This is a genomic window from Caulobacter sp. GW821-FHT10A10 (assembly GCF_059415745.1).
This window is the reverse complement of record NZ_JBWKNV010000002.1, coordinates 453,537-472,436: the sequence shown is the minus strand read 5'-3', so window position 1 is coordinate 472,436 and position 18,900 is coordinate 453,537. Positions and strand designations below refer to the sequence as shown.

The following is an 18,900-nucleotide window of genomic DNA, read 5'->3' as shown; positions in this document are numbered from 1 at the left end:
TTTTCGGCTGGCCCGAGAACGACGATCAGTTCGTCGGCGGGGCGCTCCAGCCCTCGCGGAACCGCTGGAGGGCGAAGAGGAATTCATGGGCTCCCATGGTCACCACGCTGAGCAGCACGCCGGCCGCCAGGGCTGAAACCAGGATCAGGCCCATCCATTGGGCTGGGCTCAGGTCATGGCGCCAACCTCCCCGCGTTCGGACCTGATCGGACTGTCGTCCGACAGGAACGCCGTGGCCGCGAGCACTCGCAGCAACAGCTTCGAAGGAGGATCGCCGGCCGCCTGGGCCTTGCGCAGAGCCGACACCGTTTCCGGCACCAGGCGCTCCCGCTCGGGGGTGGCCGCCATCAGGGTCAGGCCTTCCTCGAGAGACTTCCAGCTCGCGATGAAGAAGGCCGATCCCGGGGGCGAGCCAGTCTTGGTCTTGGGTGTGTTGTCGTTCATGGCCGCTCCCGCTGCTGTCGTCAGGAGAGACCGGCTCAGGTTCGTCGGCTAGGCCCGGCGATTGCCTACGGTAGTCATTACCGGGGTGCTGTTCCCACGCCACGAAGGCCAGGGCGGCGTCGCGGCGCGGCATGCCGGCCAGGCGCCGGCGCGCGCTGAGCACGTGCATCTCGACGGTCTTGGGCGACAGGCTGAGCAGGCGCGCGATTTCCTTCGAGCGCTGGTGCTGGGCGATCAGGCGCAGGATCTCGCGCTCACGAGGCGTGAGCTTCTCGAAACCAAGGCTGTCGGCAGGCTCGACCATGGCGCTAACATGGTCCCAGCACAGCCTCCCGTCCAGCCGGTGAGGCGTCAATTTCGGACGCGTCAGAGTTAACAATCAGACAGTTCGCCCGCTCAGGCGCCGCGAACGAACGGCAGGCTGACGGTCGGCTGGCCCGACAGCGCCAGCAGGGCGTTCGCCGTCGCCGGGCCGATCACCGGCGTCCCCGGCTCGCCCACCCCGCTGGGCGGGGCGGCCGACGGCACGATGTGGGTCTCGACGCTGGGCGCCTCGGCGAAGCGCAGCACGCGATAGGTGTCGAAATTGCTCTGGTCGACCACGCCCTCGGTCAGGGTCACCTGGCCGAAGAGCGCCGCCGAAAGCCCGTAGCAGGTCCCGCCTTCCATCTGGGCGGCGATCTGGTCGGGCGAGACGGCCACGCCGCAGTCGATGGCGGTGACCACCCGGCCGACGCGCGGCTCGCCGTCCACCAGCTTGACCTCGGCGACCTGGGCCACGACCGAGCCGAAACTCTCGTGCACCGCCACCCCGCGCGTCCAGCCGGCCGACGCCTTCGGTCCGGCCTTCTCCAGGGCGAGATTGAGGGCCGCCAGGTGCCGGTCGGCGCCGGCCTTGGCGTAGAGGGCGCGGCGATACTCGACCGGATCCTTGCCGGCCTTGCGGGCCAGCTGGTCGATGGTGTGCTCCATGACGAAGGCGGTGTGGGTCGCCCCCACCGAGCGCCACCACAGCACCGGCACGCCCACCTCGGGGAACGCCACCTGGGCGTCGACGACGGGCGCGGCCTTCAGATAGGGCGAATCCGACGCCCCCTCGACGGCGGTCTGGTCGACGCCCTTCGAGGGCATCGGCGAGTCCTTCATGATCGACTGGCTGACGATGCGGTGGCGCCAGGTGGCCGGCAGGCCGTCCTTGTCCAGCGTGATCCGCACGGCGTGGACCACCAGCGGCCGGTAGTAGCCGGCCTTCATGTCGTCCTCGCGGGTCCAGACCAGCTTCACCGGCTTGCCGCCCCCATCCTTACTAGAGGCGACCTTCTTGGCGACGTGAACGCACTCGGCCACGTAGTCGGAATTGAAGGTCGCCCGCCGCCCGAACGAGCCGCCCGCGAACAGGGTCTCGACCTCGACCGAGCCGGGCAGGGTCCCGACGATCTTGGCGGCGTTCAGCTGGTCGAGGGTCTGGCCCTGCGAGCCGTGCACCAGCTTGACCGAATTGCCCTCGACGATCGCCACGCAGTTCATCGGCTCCATGGTGGCGTGGGCGAGGTAGGGGAACTCGTAGACCGCCTCGAAGGCGTCGCTTCCCCCGGCCGCGGCCGCCGCGTCGCCCTTGGCTCCGAACGACTCCCACTTCTGCTCGGCCGGACCCTTGCCGGTGGCGAGATCCCGGAAGGCCGCCGTGATCTCTTTCGAGCCGCGCTTCTCGGCCTTGGCCTCGTCCCAGCGCACGACCAGCGCCTCGCGCCCCAGCCGCGCGGCCCAGGTGGACCTGGCCACCACCGCCACGCCGGTCGGGATCTCGTAGACGTCGACCACGCCCGCCACCTTCTTGGCGGCGTCGGCGTCGAAGCTCTCGACCTTGGCCCCGAAGCGCGGCGGATGGGCGACCATCGCCGTCAGCATGTCGGGCAGGTGGACGTCCTGGGTGTAGCGCGCCGTGCCGTCGACCTTGGCCTGCGCGTCCTTGCGGCGCACGCGATCGGTGCCGATCAGGGTGAAGGCCTTGGGGTCCTTCAGCGGCGGATTCTGCGGCGGCGTCACCTTGGCGGCGTCGGCCGACAGGTCGGCGAAGGCGGCGCTCTTGCCCGAGGCGTGGGTCAGCACCCCGTCCTTGACCACGATCTCGCCGGCCGGGACGTTCCAGCGGTTGGCGGCGGCCTCGACGAACATCGCCCGCGCCCCGGCGCCGGCCTTGCGCAGCTGCTCCCAGCTGTTGGAGATCGCCGAGCTACCGCCGGTCAGCTGCGCGCCCAGGGCGCCGTTGCCGTAGAGCTTGGCGTTGGCCGGCGACTGCTCGACCCGCACCTTGGCCCAGTCGGCGTCCAGCTCTTCCGCCACGATGGCCGCGAGGCCCGCATGGCTGCCCTGGCCGAACTCGATGTGCTTGGAGATCACGGTGACGAAGCCGTCGGGCTCGAAGCGGATGAACGGGCCGAACGCCCCGACCTCGACCTTGGAGCCGGCGCTCATCAGGTCGGCCGGCGAGCAGCCGACCACCAGGGCGCCGCCGACCACCGCGGCCCCGACCACCACCTCGCGGCGGCTGAAGCCTTCGGATTTCACGGGCGCGTTCATCGCACTTCTCCGCGCTGGATCCGCGAGGTCGCGCCGGAAGCGGCCGAGATCGCCTCGTCGATGTCGGCCTCCTTGGCCGGTTCGGCGACGACCGCCGGCGCGGCGGCGACCACCGGGATCGCCTGGCCGGTCGCGGCCTGCTTGATCGCCGCCCGGATCCGCTGATAGGCGCCGCAGCGACAGATGTTGCCGCCCATGGCCGCGTCGATGTCGTCGTCGGTCGGCTTCTTGTTGGCTTCGAGCAGGGCGGCGGCCGACATGATCTGGCCCGACTGGCAGTAGCCGCACTGCGGCACGTCCAGCTTCACCCAGGCCTGCTGCAGCGGATGGGCGCCGCCCAGGCCCTCGATGGTGGTGATCTTGGCGCCGGAGAGAGCAGCGATCGGGGTGACGCAGGACCGCACCGGGTCGCCGTTCACATGCACCGTGCAGGCTCCGCACTGGGCCAGGCCGCAGCCGAACTTCGTGCCCGTCAGGCCCAGCTCGTCGCGCAGCACCCACAGCAGCGGCGTGTCGGGATCGGCCTCGACCGACATCGTCTTGCCGTTGACGTCCAAGCTCGCCGCCATGCGCCTGTCTCCTGCCCTCGGGGGCAGCTAACACCGTTCTCCCGAGGCTTCGCCAGTGAAATTTAACGCCGTCAGGATCGTGCAAGACCCACATCCGCGACGCCTGTTGCGCGAAAGGCCTCACGTTCTTGGCCGACGCGCCCTAGCTTGAACGCACGACGCCCGCAGAGGACCCCCACCTTGGACTCCTTCCCCGCCTACTTCCCCCTCGCCGGCCGCAAGGTGGTGATCGCCGGAACCGGCGAAGGCGCCGAGGCCAAGGCCCGGCTGTTCGACGGCTCGCCCGCCACCCTGGTGCGGCTGGACGGCCATGCGGCCTTCCTGCCCGGCTCCTACACCGGCGCGGTGCTGGCCTTCATCTCCAGCGCCGACGAGGTGTTCGCCCAGGCCGCCGCCCGCGCCGCAAGGGCCGCCGGGGTGCTGGTCAATGTCGTCGACAAGCCCGACATGTGCGACTTCAACACCCCCGCCGTCATCGACCGCGGCGAGGTGGTGGCGGCCGTCGGCACCGGCGGCGCGGCGCCCGTGCTGGCCACCATGCTGCGCTCCGACATCGAGGCCCAGGTGCCCGAGGGCGCCGGCCGGGTCGCGGCCCTGATGCGCAACTTCCAGAGCGAGGTGCGCGGCGCCCTGCCCACCCTGCACGAACGCCGCGCCTTCCTGCGCGAGGCGCTGTCGGGCGAGGCCGCCCAGGCGGCCATGACCGGCGACATGGAAAAGGCCGGCGCCCTGTTCCGCGACGCCCTGGCCAGGAGCGTCAAGAAGGAAGGCAAGGTCCGCTTCGTGGCCGGCAAGGGTCCGGCCGACCTGCTGACCCTGCGCGCCGTGCGGGCCCTGTCGGCCGCCGACGTGCTGGTCATCGACGAGGCCGCCGATCCCGAGGTCGTCACCATGGCCCGCCGCGACGCCCACCGCCTGTCGGCCGCCGAGGCCACGCCGGATCACCTGATCGAACTGGCCAAGAGCGGTCGCCAGGTCGTGCGCCTGGTCGCGGCACCGGTCGAGGCGGCCGATATCCAGGCGCTTGCGGCGGCGGGCGTGGCGGTCGAGGTGCTGCTGACGGCGCCGGCGGGCTGACAAGGGGGCTGCGTCCGTGCGGATCGTCGAGACTTTCGAGATAGCGGGGCGCGGGCTCGTCGTGGTTCCGCAACTTCCCGCCGGCCTACCCGCGCAGGGACGCCTGATCGCCGTCGTCACATGTCCCGACGGCCGCGTTGTGCGTGCGGAGGCCTCACTTGAATGGATGCTCAAACGCGGGGAGGAGCCTGTCGAAAGTCCGGTCTTCCTCCTCAAAGGATTCTCGATCCCCGATATTCCAATCGCGAGTTCGCTGGCCTTCGAATTCGAGGATTGAGCCGGCGCGCCCCTACCGCTCGAAAACGTCTGAACGGGGCTTCGACGCCGCATTGACTCCCCGTCCCCCCTCCGTATGTTCCGCGCCGTTCGAGTGACTGGCGTTGAAGGTGGGTGACCACCGGGGAGCTCGAGACGCATATGCCGCGCGCCTGGGCTCCTTTCTGACCGCAACCAGACCCGGAGTCCCCCGTGCCCGCCGCCCCCGACTATCCGTCCGCCCCCGATCTCGTCGCCCCCAAGCGCGCCCTGCTGTCGGTCTCCGACAAGACCGGCCTGGTCGAAGCGGCCAAGGTCCTGCACGAGGCGGGCGTCGAGCTGGTCTCGACCGGCGGCACCAAGGCGGCCATCGCCGCGGCCGGCCTGCCGGTGAAGGACGTGTCGGACCTGACCGGCTTCCCCGAGATGATGGACGGCCGGGTCAAGACCCTGCACCCCATCGTCCACGGCGGGCTGCTGGGCGTGCGCGACGCGCCCGAGCACGCCAAGGCCATGGCCGACCACGGCATCGGCGGCATCGATATCCTGTACGTGAACCTCTACCCGTTCGAGGCCACCGTCGCTAAGGGCGGCTCGTACGAAGAGTGCGTCGAGAACATCGACATCGGCGGCCCGGCCATGATCCGCTCGGCGGCCAAGAACCACGGCTACGTGTCGGTCTGCACCGACCCGGCCGATCTGGCCGAAGTGCTGGACGCCCTGAAGGCCGATGGCGGCACGTCGCTCTCGCTGCGCAAGACCCTGGCGGCCCGCGCCTACGCCCGCACGGCGGCCTATGACGCCGCCATCTCGGCCTGGTTCGCCGGCCAGCTGGGCCAGGACTTCCCGGCCCGCAAGAGCATCGCCGGCGAGCTGCGCCAGACGATGCGCTATGGCGAGAACCCGCACCAGAAGGCGGCTTTCTACACCTTCCCCAGCCCCCGCGTCGGCGTGGCCACGGCCCGCCAGCTGCAGGGCAAGGAACTCAGCTACAACAACATCAACGACACCGACGCGGCCTTCGAGCTGATCGCCGAGTTCGACCCGGCCCAGGGTCCGGCCGTCGCCATCATCAAGCACGCCAACCCCTGCGGCGTGGCCCTCGGCGCCACCCAGCGCGAGGCCTATGAGCGGGCTCTCGCCTGCGACCCCACCTCGGCCTTCGGCGGCATCGTCGCCACCAACACCCGCCTGACCCGCGAGGCCGCCGAGGCCATGGTCGAGATCTTCACCGAGGTGGTGATCGCCCCGGAAGCCGACGACGACGCCGTCGCCGTGTTCGCCGCCAAGAAGAACCTGCGCCTGCTGGTCACCGGCGGCCTGCCGGATCCGCTGTCGACCGGCGACACCTTCAAGAGCGTGGCCGGCGGCTTCCTCGTGCAATCGCGCGACGACGCCCGCATCAAGGCTTCGGACCTGAAGATCGTCACCAAGCGCCAGCCCACCGAGGAAGAGATCCGCGACATGCTGTTCGCCTTCCAGATCGGCAAGCACGTCAAGTCCAACGCCATCGTCTACGCCCGCGCCGGCCAGACCCTGGGCGTCGGCGCCGGCCAGATGAACCGCAAGGACAGCGCCCGCATCGCGGCGCTTCGCGCCGCTGATTTTGGCCTGGATCTGGCGGGCTGCGCCTGCGCCTCGGAAGCCTTCTTCCCGTTCGCCGACGGCCTGATCCAGGCGGCCGAGGCCGGCGCCACGGCGATCATCCAGCCGGGCGGCTCCATGCGCGACCCCGAGGTCATCGAGGCCGCCGACAAGCTTGGCCTCACAATGGCCTTCACCGGCGTGCGAGTGTTCCGCCACTAGAAGTGGAGTGAACGCGATGGACAGCGTCAGCTGGGGAGCCAAGGTCGTTTCGCGCTCGCGGGTGTTCAAGCCCGCGGGCCTGGGCCCCTTTCCGGTGGCGCTGATCCTGCACGGCTGCGGCGGCAAGACCCCGTTCCTGGAGACCTATGCCGAGGTCGCCGTGAAGGCCGGCTACGCCGCCATCGTGCTCGACTCCTTCGCGCCGCGCGGCATGAGCACGCTCGACGGCAAGCTCTTCGTCTGCACCCTGATGACCCTGCACGGGGCCAAGCGGGCCGCCGACGTGTTCGGGACCCTGGCCTGGCTCAAGACCCAGAGCTGGGCGCGGGCCGACCAGGTGTTCCTGGCCGGCTGGAGCCACGGCGCCTGGACGATCATGGACGCCTACGCCGCCGGAACCTCGGCCCCGTCGGCCACCGGCTTGGCCGACGCCGACGCGGTCGCCCTGCGCAAGCAGGTCAAGGGCGCGCTGCTGGTCTATCCGTACGCGGCCTACCCCTCGATGACCAGCCGCCGGGGCTGGGGACCCGGCGCGCCGCCGGTGTGGTCGGTGCTGGGCCAGAAGGACGGCGTCGTCGGCTGGCGCTACCCCAAGAAGGCCCTGGAACGGCTCAGCGCCGACGGCGTCAAGGTCGACCTCAAGCTCTACCCCGACGCCACCCACGCCTTCGACGACGACAAGGCCAACGACCCGCGGGCGATCTACCGCCCGGACCTGTTCCAGGAGGTCCAGGACTATTTCGCGGCGGCGCTGCGGGCTGTCGCGCCGAAGCCGGGGCTGTTCGCTTAAGATCCTCCCCCTCTGGGGGAGGTGTCGCGGAGCGACGGAGGGGGGCCGTTTTCAGCTTCCGAACCGCCAGCCATCCCTCCCCCGTAAAATCCCCGCGAAAGCGGGGACCCAGGCTTTTTGAGCCCTTCCCCCTCGATGGGGGAAGGGTTGGGATGGGGGTGACGCCGCGGTTCCGCTCGCAAAATCCTTTCAAGCCTGACCGCCGCAGCCACCCCCAACCCCGGCCCTTCCCCCATCAAGGGGGAAGGGAGAAGAGGCCCCAACGGGGATAGACGAAGCTGGATCCCCGCTGAGCGCGAACTAAACCCCAACCAATACAACCCCTTACAACTTTCTCACCGCTCTGGATCAGACGCACTCAGAACCCCCGCATAATCACTGGGTCTCGCCGCACCGAAGGGGCGCGCGGCCAGCGACCATGCGGCGGCGGGATGCGATCGAGCGGGACTGGGGCGGATTGGGAAGATCCGTCGCGTCCGGGGACCTGGCGCTGGCTAGGCCCGCCCGCCGTCGGCTTGGACGAGGATTACAGAGCGCCCCTCTCCTCGTCGCCGCCTGGAAGGGAAACCTCGAAGGCGGTCCCGGTAAGGCGTTAAGAGCGCCGCCGCCCGGGAAGCCGGCAGCCAAACGACCGCGCGGAGCGAACGGGCTTCGTCGAAACGGTATCTGTCTACACACCTCCGGGCGTGGCCCGGGCGCTCCGCTCTCCTTCGATCAGCTCGCAGCCAAAGCGCGAGGACGAAGCCGCGTGCTTACCCCCTCCGGCCCTCCGGGCCACCTCCCCCAGAGGGGGAGGATCTTGAGCGCCCAGATGCTCCCCCTCTGGGGGGAGCTGTCGCGGAGCGACCGAGGGGGCCGCCGCAGGCGGACTAGTGCTTGAACGACACCGAAACCCCCATGAACCGGGGTTCGCCGGCGATGAAGGTGGGGATGCCGAAGGCGTCGCCGGTGTTGCCGGCGTCCTTGATGTAGTCCTGGTCCAGCGCGTTGGTGACGAAGGCGCCGAAGGTCACCGGGCTGTCCTTGGGCTGGTAGGTCAGGCGCAGGTTCAGCAGGCCGAAGGCCTTCTGGACCTCGTCCTGCACGGTGTCCTTGATTACGCCCGTCGTGCTCTGCAGAGCGGCGATGTCGTTGTTGTTGTCGAAGAACTGCTCGGACTGCCAGGTCCAGGTCGGCAGGAAGGTGAACTTGCCGATCCCAGTGTCGCGCGAGGCCTTCACGCCCAGCGAGAACGAGTGGTCGGGCGACAGGCGGAAGTGGTTGCCCTCGTAGCGGCCGTTGCCGAACCGGGCGTGGCTGTAGCCGTAGGTGGCGAACACCAGCAGGTCGGACGTGGCCTGGAAGTTGGCCTGGCCCTCGAAGCCGTAGGCCTTGGCCTCGCCGGCGTTGATGGTGATGGCCGTGCCGGTGCTGGTCACGCCGCTGGTCTGGAAGTTCTCATAGTCGTAGCGGTAGATCGCGCCGTCCACGGTCAGGCGACGATCCAGCAGGGCGGCCTTGGCGCCGACCTCGTAGGAAGTGACCTCTTCGGCCGGCACTTCGCTGAGGCTGGCCCCGGTCAACACCTTGGGACGACGGCCGGTCGAGACCGAGCCGTAAACGTTGACGTCGTCGGCCAGTTCGTAGCGGCCCACCAGGCGCCAGGTGACGCCGCTGTCGGTGAAGTCCTTGTAGTAGGTCGCCACCGGCTGGACGATCAGGCCGCGGGTGACGGTGGCGGTGCTGCCGCCGATGATCGACGGGCTGCTGATCCAGGCGCCGTAGCCGCTGGTCTTGTCGTCGTAGGTGTAGCGCAGGCCGGCAGTCAGCTCGAGGCGGTCGGTGGCCTTGAAGGTGACGTCGGCGAAGGCGTCGTACGAGTTGGTCTTACCGTAGTTGGTGTATTCCTCGGTGCGGCCCGACGACAGCGCCGACAGGGCCGGGATGGCGTTGATCACGGTCGTCGACAGGCCGCCCGGGATCGGCAACTGGCCGGTCAGGAAGAGGTAGGCGATCTTCTCGTTGATCCGCAGCGGCACGCGCTGGCTGCCGTCTTCCCAGAACATGCTGACGCCGCCGAAGGCGGTGACGCGGCCGCCGGCGTCGTAGTTGAGGCGGAACTCCTGGCTGGCCGACTTGCCCTGGGCGTCCTCGGCGAACACGAAGAGCGGCAGCGAGAAACCGTCCGGATCGAACACTTCCTCGCCGCTGAAGTAGCGGTAGGCCGAGGTCGAGTTGAGGGTCAGGTTGTCGTTGAGCTTGTAGCTGGCCAGGGCCGTCAGGCTCCACAGGCGGCGGTCCAGGCCCAGGGGCTGGCCGTTCTCGAAGCCGTCGACGGTCGACAGGGCCGCGCCGGAGTTACGGCCCAGGTCGCCGATCACCTTGCCGGTGGTCGGGTCGGTCGGAGCGTAGGTCAGCGACTTGAACGAGGTGCCCGACGGATTGTCCTGCTGGTAGTTGTAGAGCACGTCCAGCTTGAAGCGGTCGTTGGGCGTGTAGTTGACGGCCAGGCGCGCGGCCACGGTGTCGGTCGAGTTGAAGTCCTCGCCGCCCAGCAGGTTCTCAACATAGCCGTCGCGCTTCTTGACCCGCGTCGACAGCCTGACCGCCAGAGCGTCGGTGATTGGGGCGTTCAGCATCCCCTCGGCCATGAAGTACCCGTAGTCGCCGCCCTCGACCTTGAGGCTGGCGTCGAAGTCAGGCTTGGCCTTGGCCTGGATGATGTTGACCGCGCCGATCAGGGCGCCGCGACCATAGAGGGTCGACTGCGGCCCCTTGGCGATCTCGACCCGCTCCAGGTCGAAGAGCTCGACGTAGCTGCCGCGCGACTTCGAGATCGAGACGCCGTCCTGGTAGACCGAGACGCGGGGCTCGTTGGTGGCCTCGCCGCTGTCCGAGGTGATGCCGCGCATCACGAAGCCCGGGTTGTTGGGCGACTGGTTCTGCACGTCGAAGCCGGGCACGAACTGGCCCAGCTCCTCGAACTCCTGCAGGCCCAGCTCATCGAGCTTCTCGCCGGAATAGGCCGTCAGGGCCATCGGCACGTCGAGCACCTTCTGCTCGCGCTTCTGGACGGTGACGATCAACTCGTCGACCTGGGTCGGCGCCGCGGCGGTCTCGGCTTCCGGAGCCGGCGCGGCCATGGCCGAACCGGCGATCGCCAGGGCCAGCAGGCTGACGCCGGCGAGCGTAGTGGTGCGGATGGCGCGCATGGACTATTCCCCTCAAAACAACTGTACGAGGCCCCGCCCGTAGGGAGCGGCGGTGTCGCTTACGCGACGGGGTTGTGAAGGAGCCGTGAAACAGCGTGGCTGAAGCCGAGGACGACGTCGAAGACCTGCTGGATGCGCCCGCTGGAGGCGAACGGCGCCTGACGGCTGAACTGTCGGGCGACCTGGTCGGCCAGCGGCTGGACAAGGCCCTGGCGGCGTTGTTCGACGAGCTCTCGCGCGCCCGGCTGCAGGCCCTGATGGCCGAGGGCCGGGTCTTCCGCGCCGGCGTGGCGGTGACCAACGGCTCGGCCAAGGCGCAGGCCGGCGACTACCTGGTGGTCGAACCGCCGCCGGCCCCCGCGATCCCGCAGCCCGAGGCGATCCCGCTCAGCGTGCTCTACGAGGACGCCCACCTGATCGTGGTCGACAAGCCTGCCGGCATGGCCGTGCACCCGGCCCCGGGCAGCGAGACCGGCACCCTGGTCAACGCCCTGCTGGCCCACTGCGGCGACAGCCTGTCGGGCGTCGGCGGCGTGGCCCGGCCCGGCATCGTCCACCGGCTCGACAAGGAGACCTCCGGCGTCATGGTCGCGGCCAAGAGCGACGCGGCCCATCGCGGCCTGTCGGCCCTGTTCGCGACGCACGACATCGACCGCATGTACGTGGCCCTGGTGCGCGGCGCGCCCTCTCCTTCGTCCGGCACGATCGAGACGCGCCTTGGCCGTTCTCCCCACGACCGCAAGAAGATGGCGGTGCTGAAGAGCGGCGGCCGCGAGGCCACCACCCACTACCGGGTCGAGCGCACGTTCGGCGGCGACGGCGCAAAGCCCCTGGCCGCGCGGGTGTCCTGCCGGCTGGAGACCGGCCGCACCCACCAGATCCGCGTGCACATGGCCAGCAAGGGCTCGCCGTGCCTCGGCGATCCCGTCTACGGCGCCGGCGCCCCGGCCGCGCCGGTCAAGGCGGTGCTGACCGAAACCGCCTTCGCCCGCCAGGCCCTGCACGCGGCCCTGCTCGGCTTCGTCCACCCGGTGACGGGGCAGACCCTGCGCTTCGAAACGCCCCTGCCGCCCGACATGGCCGCCGTCGAGGCCGGGCTGGAGGCGCTGTAGCCGCCCCGGAGAGCTTGCGTCCGAGCAACATTCGCGCCCTAATTCGGCTTGACCGCCCGCTTATCGGTAAAGGGCTGGAGATCTGTCCCATGTCCCTCGCCGCCCGCCTCGTTCCCGCACTCGCCCTGCTCGCCGCACCCGTGATGGCTTTCGCCGCCGGCGCCGACGACGAGGTGGTGGCCACCGCCAAGGCGACGACCAGCCCGGTCCAGGCCGAAGCCACGCCCGCTCCGGTCGCGCCCGCCGCGACCCGTCCGCTCACCACCCAGGAGCAGGTCGACGCCTGGCTGAAGGCCTCGCCGGTCAAGACGGTCGACGACAGCAGCGGCCCGCTGAACCTGACGCGCGCCGACGAGGACGGCCCGACCAAGCGCAAGATCCACGGCAGCGTCGAGGTCGGCGTCGGCACCGGCGGCTATCGCCACATGGGCGTCACCGCCTTCTATCCCGTCGGCGAGAACGGCACCCTGGGCGTGGCCGTCAGCCAGACCGACTACGGCAAGAACGGCCGCTGGGGCTATGGCTACGACGGTTACGGCTATGGCGGCGGCCTTGGCTATGGCTACGGCCCCTACGGCTATGGCCGCGGCGGCAAGAGCCAATCGATCGCCCTGTCGCTCGACATGACCGGTCGCGGCTCGGCCGCCGAGCGCTGCGCCAGCGGCCTGCGCGCCGACGACGGCCGCTACATCGAACCAATGTGGGCCACCGAGATGCGCGGCGCCCAGCGCCCCTGCGACATCGACGACCGTCGCTAACAGTCCCGTTCCGGCGTTCGCCGAAGCTTAACGGCTTGCCGTCATGGTGCCGGGCAATCGGGGACCTTCAGGCGTAAGCATGCAGCCGGACATCACTGCGTATCACCATGCCGCCACGGGGCGGGTGACCTATCTCGTGGCCGATCCGGCCACTCTGCTGTGCGCCATCGTCGATCCGGTGCTCGATTTCGACCCGGCCACCGGCGTGACCTCCACCGCCTTCGTCGACGGCATCATCGCCGACATTCGCGCCAAGGACCTGGGCCCGACCTGGATCCTCGAGACCGGCGTCCACACCGGCCACCTGTCGGCCGCCGGCCACCTGAAGTACGAGACCGGCGCCTCGGTCGCCATCGGCGCCCACGTGCTGGAAAGCCTGCAGCGCCTGGTTCCGGCCCTCGGCGCCGAGGGCGTCGACCTGGAAGGCTGGGACTTCGACAAGCTGGCCCGCGAGGACGACGAGCCGCTGATCATGGGCGGGATCGAGTTCCACCCCATCGCCCTCTCCGGCCGCCTGCCTGGCGCCGTGGCCTACAGGGCCGGTGACGTGGTCTTCGTCGGCGACGCCATTCTTCCGACCGGCCTGCCCGACAGCGACGCCCCCGGCGCCGATGCGGCCGGCCTGTTCGCCGACGCCCGCAAGCTGCTCTCACTGCCCGACGACACCCGCCTGCTGACGAGCCAAGGCGAAACGACCGTGGCCGCCACGAGGGCCGGCAATCCCGACGCCGGCGACGCCGTCTCCGAGGCCGAGTTCGTCGCCCGCCGGACCGGCGACAAGCCCGCGCCCTCGGCCCTGACGATCGCGGCCCTCGACGTCGCCGTCCGCTCGGGCAAGCTGCCCTATCCCGACGAGAACGGCGTGCGCTTTCCGCCGCGGAACATCAGTTCGCTTTAAAAACGGACTTGCCATCAGCGCTTCCGGCGCGCCTAATACTTCGCACGTGAAGCATTAGGAGGCCTCGCCATGGCCGACGACCAGAGCGCCAACCTCACCGCCGTCCAGGCCGGCAGCCTGCCCGACCATCTGGGCCTGGAGTGGCTCGAGGCCAAGCCGGGCTTGGTGCGTGGCCGCTTCGACGTGAAACGCCATCACATGGCCCCCAACGGCTTCCTGCACGCCGCCGCCGTCATCGCCCTGGCCGACTCCGCCAGCGGTTACGGCTGCGTCGTCTCCCTGCCCGAGGGCGCGACCGGCTTCACCACCATCGAGCTGAAGTCGAACTTCCTGGGCACGGCCCGCGACGGCGGCGTGGCCTGCGAGGCCAGACTGATCCACGGCGGCCGCAACACCCAGGTCTGGGACGCCGTCGTCACGGCCGAAGGCACGGGAAAGACCATCGCGCTTTTCCGCTGCACCCAGATGGTTCTCTACCCGAAAGCCTGAACCGCCACGGTCCGGACCCGGATCAAGCCGCCGCCCGACGCAGGAAATTTCGCCCTGAGACAGAAAAGCGCATCACAGCCTCTTGCGCTCTTTCGGCGGCGCGGATAGGTATCCCGCCCTCACTCAAGGCCGGCCCCAAGCCAGCCACGAAGACCCCCTGGAGAGGTGGCAGAGTGGTCGAATGTACCGCACTCGAAATGCGGCGTGCCTGGAAGGGCACCGTGGGTTCGAATCCCACCCTCTCCGCCATTACCCCCTGAAAATCGACCACATTTAAGAAGAGTGCCATCGGCCTCTTTGCGCGCCCACACACCAGCTTAGTCCGTAGTTGTGCGCCTCACCTTCAGCGATCACTCTACCGTCTGCAACTAAGCAGTTAGAGAGAGGCCGCCAAGGTGGGATTTGTTATGTTTCTTAGTGCAGACGGATATCAGCGCCCGATCTTGATCAATCCCGCGCTAGTGGCCGCCGTCGCAGAATCCGCCAGCCTGCCAGGAGCGGTTGAGATTTATGTCGGGGGCTCTGAGCCTCTCGTCGTCGGCAGCACACTCGATCACGTTTTCGCCCAGCTCGGCATTGAGCTCTGAGTCTACCTTTCAGCGCGGCGCCGGACTCGCACAACGAGCCCAGCCTGCGCCCTCTGGCTTTATATGTCCGCTCGTCGCGTGCTCTCGCGCTCGATCAGCCGCGACGGCGCGACGCGGGCCACGCATTCGGCGCCCGCTTCCAGGTCGAGCAGCTCCATCACCGTGGCCACCTGGCCCTCGAGGTCCTGGTCGAACGAGGTGAGGCGGTAAGGCGACCACGCGGCCATGTCGAGATTGTCGTAGCCGACGACCAACACGTCGTTCGGAACCCTCAGACCGAAAGCGTCGCGCAGGGTGTCGATCACGCCAAAGGCCGCCAGGTCGTTGGCGCAGAACAGGGCGTCGGGGCGCTCGGCCGCCGCGAACAGGGTCCGCGCCGCCTCGGCGCCGCTGGCGTAGTCGTAGCCGCCGCCCGCCCGCACGGCCGGCGGCAGGCCAAGGCTCGCAAGGCCATGGGCGAAACCGGCTTCGCGGGCGACCTGGGCCGGGCTGTCGGCCGGGCCGGCGACGAAGCCGAACCGGCGCCCGCCCCGCTCGTGCAGCAGCCGCGCCGCGGCCTCGCCGGCGGCGAAGTTGTCGGACGACACCGAACGGATCCAGTCGCCGGTGAGATCCGAGTTCAGGGTGACGATCGGAATGCGCAGCTTCGACAGCTGGTCGGCGGCCTCCCGCGAAGTCAGGGCCAGGGCCGAGACCACGGCGTCGACGCGATAGCCCGCCAGCTGGCCGACCACGCCGTCCAGGGTGCGGTCGCTCTCGACCCGCACCAGCAGCATCTGCCGCCCGGCCGCCGTCAGGGCCTGGGAGAAGGCCTCCAGGGTCATGGCGAAGAACGGATTGTAGAACCCGCCCACGACCACGGCGACGATGCCCGAGCGGTTGGTCTGCAGGATCTTGGGCAAGAGGTTGGGCCGATAGCCCAGGGCCTCGGCGGCCGCCATCACCTTGGCGCGCGTGGCCTCTGCGATCCGGGCGCCCGGCGTGAAGGCGCGCGACACGGCCGACTGCGACACGCCCGCCGCCTTGGCCACGTCGATCGACGACGGCGGCCGCCAGTTCCCGCTCATGCGGCGATCCTTCGCACCCTTTTCCCCACGCCGCCCTGTTTAGAGGGTTGCGCGTCGGCTGGCGAGTGAATAGCTATGCACACATTCGACCAAACCGCAGCGCGGCCCTAACCGCGCGCCACGTCCGCCGGGATCCGCCCGGGCGGGCGATAGGCGCGTGCGTGACCGGCTGAGCCGCCCTTCGTTCCGACAAGGCCCGCCATGAGCGTCCCCTCCGCGACCGCCAACGCCCGCAGCGCCCCCTCCGCCGCGCTCGTCCAACTGGCCCTGGCGCTGGGCGGCTTCGCCATCGGCACCACCGAGTTCGCCTCGATGAGCCTGCTGCCCGACTTCGCCCGCACCCTGGGCGTCGACGAGCCGACCGCCGGCCACGCCATCAGCGCCTATGCCCTGGGCGTGGTGGTCGGCGCGCCGATCATCGCCGTGCTGGCCGCCAGGATCGCCCGCCGCACCCTGCTGGTCGGGCTGATGGTGCTGTTCGCGGTCGGCAACGGCCTGTCGGCCCTGTCGCCGAACTTCGAGACCATGGTCTTGTTCCGCTTCCTCAGCGGCCTGCCGCACGGCGCCTATTTCGGCGTCGCGGCGCTGGTCGCCGCCTCGCTGGCGGCACCCGACAAGCGCGCCTCGGCCGTGGCGCGGGTGATGATCGGCCTGACCGTGGCCACCATCGTCGGCGTGCCGCTGGCCAACGCCGTCGGCCAATGGATCGGCTGGCGCTGGGGCTTCGTCATCGTCGCGGCCCTGGCGGCCCTGACCGCAGCGTCGGTCTATCTGCTGGCCCCGCGCGAGCCCGCGCCGAAGAACGCCAGCCCCCTGCGCGAACTGTCGGCCCTGGCCAGCCGCCGCGTCTGGCTGACGCTGGGCATCGGCGCCATCGGCTTTGGCGGCATGTTCGCGGTCTACACCTATCTGGCCTCGACCCTGGTCGAGGTCACCCACGCCTCGCCGGCCGCCCTGCCGCTGGTGCTGATGGTGTTCGGCCTGGGCATGACCGCCGGCACCCTGGTCTGCGCCTGGGCCGCCGACCGCGCCCTGATGCCGGCCGTCGGCGTCATCCTGCTGTGGAGCGCCGCCTCGCTGGCCCTCTACCCGCTGGCCGTCGGCAGCCTGTGGACCCTGGTCCCGGTGGTGTTCCTGATCGGCTGCGGCGGCGGGCTCGGCGCGGCGCTGCAGACCCGCCTGATGGACGTGGCGGGCGAGGCCCAGACCCTGGCCGCCGCCCTCAACCACTCGGCCTTCAACACCGCCAACGCGCTTGGCCCCTGGCTGGCCGGCCTGGCCGTCGCCAGCGGCTTCGGCTGGCGCTCGACCGGCTGGGTCGGCTGCGCCCTGGCCCTGGGCGGCTTCGTGGTCTGGGCCATCGCCGTCTGGGACGACCGCCGCCAGACCGAGGCGCCGGCTGCCGCCTGATAGGCAGCCCCCTCCCCCGTAAAACCCCCGCGAAAGCGGGGGCCCAGGTGTTTTATCGTCGAGCGCGGTGGATACAGAAACAGCCTGGGTCCCCGCTTTCGCGGGGATTTGACGGAAGAGGTGAGCGCGCTAGACGGCCCCCGCCTCCCCCAGCGCGGTCGCCACGGCCTCGGCGTTTGGCCCCAGCACCAGGTGCACGACCGGCCCGTCGAGCCGCACCAGCGCTCGCACCCCAGCGGCCTTCAGCGCGGCTTCGTCGAGCTTGGACGGATCGGCCAGTTCCAGGCGCAGGCGGCTGGAGCAGGCGCTGACGGCGGCGAGGTTGGCCGCTCCGCCGAGGCCGGGCAGCAGGGCCTGGGCCGTGGCCGGGTCGGAAGCGGCCTTGGCCGGCGTAGCGACGGGAGCCGCAACCACCCCCGCCCCGACGGCGTCGCGGATCTCGCCGGCGACGGTGTCGGCGATGGGGCCGAGCACCACCTGCAGGGCCTTGTCGGAGGGACGCACGATCCCGCGCGCGCCCAGGGCCTTGAGCCTCGGCTCGTCGACGGCCTTCTGGTCGGCCACGATCAGCCGCAGGCGGGTGGTGCAGGCGTCGACGCTGACGAGGTTGGCCGAGCCGCCCAGGGCGACGACGAAGTCCGCGCCACGGCCGCCGGCGCTGGGGGCCGGAGCCGCGTTGAGCAGGGCGGCCTCCTCCTCCGGCTCGCGGCCGGGGGTCTTGAGGTCGAAGCGGAGGATGAAGAACCGGAAGAGGCCGTAATAGACGGCGAAATAGACCGCCCCGATCGGCAGCAGGAAGAGCGGGTGCGTGGCCTTGCCGAAGTTGAGGACGTAGTCGAACAGGCCCGCCGAGAAGGTGAAGCCAAGCTTCACGTCCAGCAGGTTCATCAGCGCCATGGAGACCCCGGTCAGCACCGCGTGCACGGCGTAGAGGGCCGGGGCCAGGAACATGAAGCTGAATTCGATCGGCTCGGTCACCCCGGTCAGGAACGAGGTCAGGGCCAGGGAGGCCAGCATGCCGGCCACGGCCTTGCGGCGCTCGGGGCGTGCGGTGTGCAGCATGGCCAGGCACGCGGCCGGCAGACCGAACATCATCACCGGGAAGAAGCCGCTCATGAAGCCGCCGGCGGTCGGATCGTCGGCGAAGAACCGTCGCAGGTCGCCCGTCGCGCCATGGAAGTCGCCGATCACGAACCAGGCGATGTTGTTGAGGATGTGGTGCAGGCCGGTGACGATCAGGATGCGGTTCAGGAATCCATAGACCAGCAAACCCCACTGCCCCGAGCCGACGATGGCCCGGCTGGCCGCATCCACCCCGCCGTTGATGGCGTCGTAGCCAAGGCCCACCAGCCCGGCCATCAGGAGGCCCGCAAGGCCGGCCACGATCGGCACGAAGCGCCGGCCGCTGAAGAAGGCCAGGTACTCCGGCAGCTTGAAGCCCGAGAAGCGGTTGTAGAACAGCCCGCCGATGACGCCGGAGAGAATGCCGATCGGCACGCTGAGCTTGGACAGGGCCTTGGCCTTGTAGGCCGCCCCGGCCAGGGCCGCGTGGGCTTCGGCCAGACCCGCCGTGGTGTCGGCCGGCACGTGCAGCAGGGCCTTGCCGCCCTCGGTGGCGATCAGGAAGCAGACGACGCCGGCCAGCCCGGCCGCGCCGTTGTTCTCCTTGGCCAGGCCGACGGCGACGCCGATGGCGAACAGCAGGCCCAGATTGGCGAAGATCGCATCGCCGGCGGCGGCGATGAAGGGGATGTTCAGCAGATCCGGCTGGCCAAGGCGTAGCAAGAGGCCCGCCACCGGCAGCACCGCGATCGGCAGCATCAGGGCCCGGCCGAGCGGCTGGAGGATTTCGAGCGGCGATTTCATC

The 18,900-nt window shown here is 70.0% G+C and carries 16 protein-coding genes, 1 tRNA gene, 1 pseudogene and 1 riboswitch; of the genes and pseudogenes, 10 read left to right on the top strand and 8 right to left on the bottom strand.

Going from position 1 to position 18,900, the window contains the following annotated elements; all coding sequences use genetic code 11:
• Positions 1–25 precede the first annotated feature (25 nt).
• The 5 genes and pseudogenes from AC07NS_RS07040 to AC07NS_RS07020 all read right to left on the bottom strand — a co-directional run bounded on the left by AC07NS_RS07040 (position 26) and on the right by AC07NS_RS07020 (position 3,593).
• On the bottom strand, positions 26–154 hold the full coding sequence (locus AC07NS_RS07040) for a hypothetical protein (RefSeq protein ID WP_255580246.1): 129 nt from the start codon (positions 152–154) through the stop codon (positions 26–28).
• Positions 155–168: 14 nt separating this feature from the next.
• Positions 169–444 carry a hypothetical protein gene (locus AC07NS_RS07035; protein ID WP_110120925.1) on the bottom strand — a complete coding sequence of 92 codons (276 nt, stop codon included), beginning with the start codon at positions 442–444 and terminating at the stop codon, positions 169–171.
• A 127-nt stretch (positions 445–571) separates the two neighbouring features.
• Positions 572–748 (bottom strand): annotated as a pseudogene (locus AC07NS_RS07030) (response regulator transcription factor); the annotation flags it as partial.
• A gap of 92 nt (positions 749–840) precedes the next feature.
• Positions 841–3,024 carry a xanthine dehydrogenase family protein molybdopterin-binding subunit gene (locus AC07NS_RS07025; RefSeq protein WP_494602421.1) on the bottom strand — a complete coding sequence of 728 codons (2,184 nt, stop codon included), beginning with the start codon at positions 3,022–3,024 and terminating at the stop codon, positions 841–843.
• On the bottom strand, positions 3,021–3,593 hold the full coding sequence (locus AC07NS_RS07020; RefSeq protein ID WP_494602420.1) for a (2Fe-2S)-binding protein: 573 nt from the start codon (positions 3,591–3,593) through the stop codon (positions 3,021–3,023). The genes AC07NS_RS07025 and AC07NS_RS07020 overlap by 4 nt, the downstream gene beginning before the upstream one ends.
• A gap of 180 nt (positions 3,594–3,773) precedes the next feature.
• Between AC07NS_RS07020 and AC07NS_RS07015 the strand changes: the two genes are divergently transcribed.
• From AC07NS_RS07015 to AC07NS_RS07000, 4 genes are all read left to right on the top strand, one after another.
• Positions 3,774–4,670: a precorrin-2 dehydrogenase/sirohydrochlorin ferrochelatase family protein gene (locus tag AC07NS_RS07015; RefSeq protein WP_494602419.1), complete on the top strand. Its 897-nt coding sequence runs from the start codon at positions 3,774–3,776 to the stop codon at positions 4,668–4,670.
• A gap of 16 nt (positions 4,671–4,686) precedes the next feature.
• Positions 4,687–4,947, top strand: coding sequence for a hypothetical protein (locus AC07NS_RS07010; protein ID WP_494602417.1), 261 nt, complete (start codon positions 4,687–4,689; stop codon positions 4,945–4,947).
• A gap of 83 nt (positions 4,948–5,030) precedes the next feature.
• Positions 5,031–5,111, top strand: a riboswitch (ZMP/ZTP riboswitch).
• Positions 5,112–5,138: 27 nt separating this feature from the next.
• Positions 5,139–6,731 carry a bifunctional phosphoribosylaminoimidazolecarboxamide formyltransferase/IMP cyclohydrolase gene (gene purH / locus AC07NS_RS07005; RefSeq protein WP_494602416.1) on the top strand — a complete coding sequence of 531 codons (1,593 nt, stop codon included), beginning with the start codon at positions 5,139–5,141 and terminating at the stop codon, positions 6,729–6,731.
• Between the two features lie 16 nt (positions 6,732–6,747).
• Complete coding sequence (locus tag AC07NS_RS07000) at positions 6,748–7,521, top strand: dienelactone hydrolase family protein (RefSeq protein WP_494602414.1); 774 nt, start codon at positions 6,748–6,750, stop codon at positions 7,519–7,521.
• Positions 7,522–8,390: 869 nt separating this feature from the next.
• On the opposite strand, the gene AC07NS_RS06995 is transcribed toward AC07NS_RS07000, so the two are convergent.
• Positions 8,391–10,712, bottom strand: coding sequence for a TonB-dependent receptor (locus AC07NS_RS06995; RefSeq protein ID WP_494602412.1), 2,322 nt, complete (start codon positions 10,710–10,712; stop codon positions 8,391–8,393).
• Positions 10,713–10,807: 95 nt separating this feature from the next.
• Here AC07NS_RS06995 and AC07NS_RS06990 point away from each other — a divergent pair, with 95 nt between their 5' ends.
• The 5 genes from AC07NS_RS06990 (at position 10,808) to AC07NS_RS06970 (ending at position 14,218) form a co-directional block, all read left to right on the top strand.
• Entirely contained in the window at positions 10,808–11,824 is a 1,017-nt protein-coding gene (locus AC07NS_RS06990; RefSeq protein WP_494602411.1) for an RluA family pseudouridine synthase, read from the top strand.
• A gap of 89 nt (positions 11,825–11,913) precedes the next feature.
• The gene (locus tag AC07NS_RS06985) at positions 11,914–12,582 is read left to right on the top strand and encodes a hypothetical protein (RefSeq protein ID WP_494602410.1); all 669 of its coding nucleotides are present in this window, start codon (positions 11,914–11,916) and stop codon (positions 12,580–12,582) included.
• A gap of 79 nt (positions 12,583–12,661) precedes the next feature.
• On the top strand, positions 12,662–13,480 hold the full coding sequence (locus AC07NS_RS06980) for an MBL fold metallo-hydrolase (RefSeq protein WP_494602409.1): 819 nt from the start codon (positions 12,662–12,664) through the stop codon (positions 13,478–13,480).
• Between the two features lie 69 nt (positions 13,481–13,549).
• Positions 13,550–13,969 (top strand): PaaI family thioesterase, encoded by a 420-nt coding sequence (locus tag AC07NS_RS06975; protein ID WP_494602408.1) that lies wholly within the window; start codon positions 13,550–13,552, stop codon positions 13,967–13,969.
• 159 nt (positions 13,970–14,128) lie between these two features.
• Positions 14,129–14,218 (top strand) — tRNA-Ser (locus tag AC07NS_RS06970).
• 397 nt (positions 14,219–14,615) lie between these two features.
• Here AC07NS_RS06970 and AC07NS_RS06965 read toward each other — a convergent pair.
• Positions 14,616–15,623, bottom strand: a complete 1,008-nt coding sequence (locus AC07NS_RS06965) for a LacI family DNA-binding transcriptional regulator (protein ID WP_494602407.1) — start codon at positions 15,621–15,623, stop codon at positions 14,616–14,618.
• Between the two features lie 201 nt (positions 15,624–15,824).
• On the opposite strand from AC07NS_RS06965, the gene AC07NS_RS06960 reads away from it, so the two are divergent.
• The gene (locus tag AC07NS_RS06960; protein WP_494602406.1) at positions 15,825–17,033 is read left to right on the top strand and encodes an MFS transporter; all 1,209 of its coding nucleotides are present in this window, start codon (positions 15,825–15,827) and stop codon (positions 17,031–17,033) included.
• 129 nt (positions 17,034–17,162) lie between these two features.
• On the opposite strand, the gene nagE is transcribed toward AC07NS_RS06960, so the two are convergent.
• Positions 17,163–18,899 carry an N-acetylglucosamine-specific PTS transporter subunit IIBC gene (gene nagE, locus AC07NS_RS06955; RefSeq protein ID WP_494602405.1) on the bottom strand — a complete coding sequence of 579 codons (1,737 nt, stop codon included), beginning with the start codon at positions 18,897–18,899 and terminating at the stop codon, positions 17,163–17,165.
• Position 18,900 lies beyond the last annotated feature (1 nt).

Bases quoted from the DNA above. Each gene is read 5' to 3' on its own strand.
- AC07NS_RS07040 (WP_255580246.1), bottom strand. From the start codon at position 154: ATGGGCCTGATCCTGGTTTCAGCCCTGGCGGCCGGCGTGCTGCTCAGC.
- AC07NS_RS07035 (WP_110120925.1), bottom strand. From the start codon at position 444: ATGAACGACAACACACCCAAGACCAAGACTGGCTCGCCCCCGGGATCG.
- AC07NS_RS07025 (WP_494602421.1), bottom strand. From the start codon at position 3,024: ATGAACGCGCCCGTGAAATCCGAAGGCTTCAGCCGCCGCGAGGTGGTG.
- AC07NS_RS07020 (WP_494602420.1), bottom strand. From the start codon at position 3,593: ATGGCGGCGAGCTTGGACGTCAACGGCAAGACGATGTCGGTCGAGGCC.
- AC07NS_RS07000 (WP_494602414.1), top strand. From the start codon at position 6,748: ATGGACAGCGTCAGCTGGGGAGCCAAGGTCGTTTCGCGCTCGCGGGTG.
- AC07NS_RS06995 (WP_494602412.1), bottom strand. From the start codon at position 10,712: ATGCGCGCCATCCGCACCACTACGCTCGCCGGCGTCAGCCTGCTGGCC.
- AC07NS_RS06985 (WP_494602410.1), top strand. From the start codon at position 11,914: ATGTCCCTCGCCGCCCGCCTCGTTCCCGCACTCGCCCTGCTCGCCGCA.
- AC07NS_RS06980 (WP_494602409.1), top strand. From the start codon at position 12,662: ATGCAGCCGGACATCACTGCGTATCACCATGCCGCCACGGGGCGGGTG.
- AC07NS_RS06975 (WP_494602408.1), top strand. From the start codon at position 13,550: ATGGCCGACGACCAGAGCGCCAACCTCACCGCCGTCCAGGCCGGCAGC.
- AC07NS_RS06965 (WP_494602407.1), bottom strand. From the start codon at position 15,623: ATGAGCGGGAACTGGCGGCCGCCGTCGTCGATCGACGTGGCCAAGGCG.
- AC07NS_RS06960 (WP_494602406.1), top strand. From the start codon at position 15,825: ATGAGCGTCCCCTCCGCGACCGCCAACGCCCGCAGCGCCCCCTCCGCC.
- nagE (WP_494602405.1), bottom strand. From the start codon at position 18,899: ATGAAATCGCCGCTCGAAATCCTCCAGCCGCTCGGCCGGGCCCTGATG.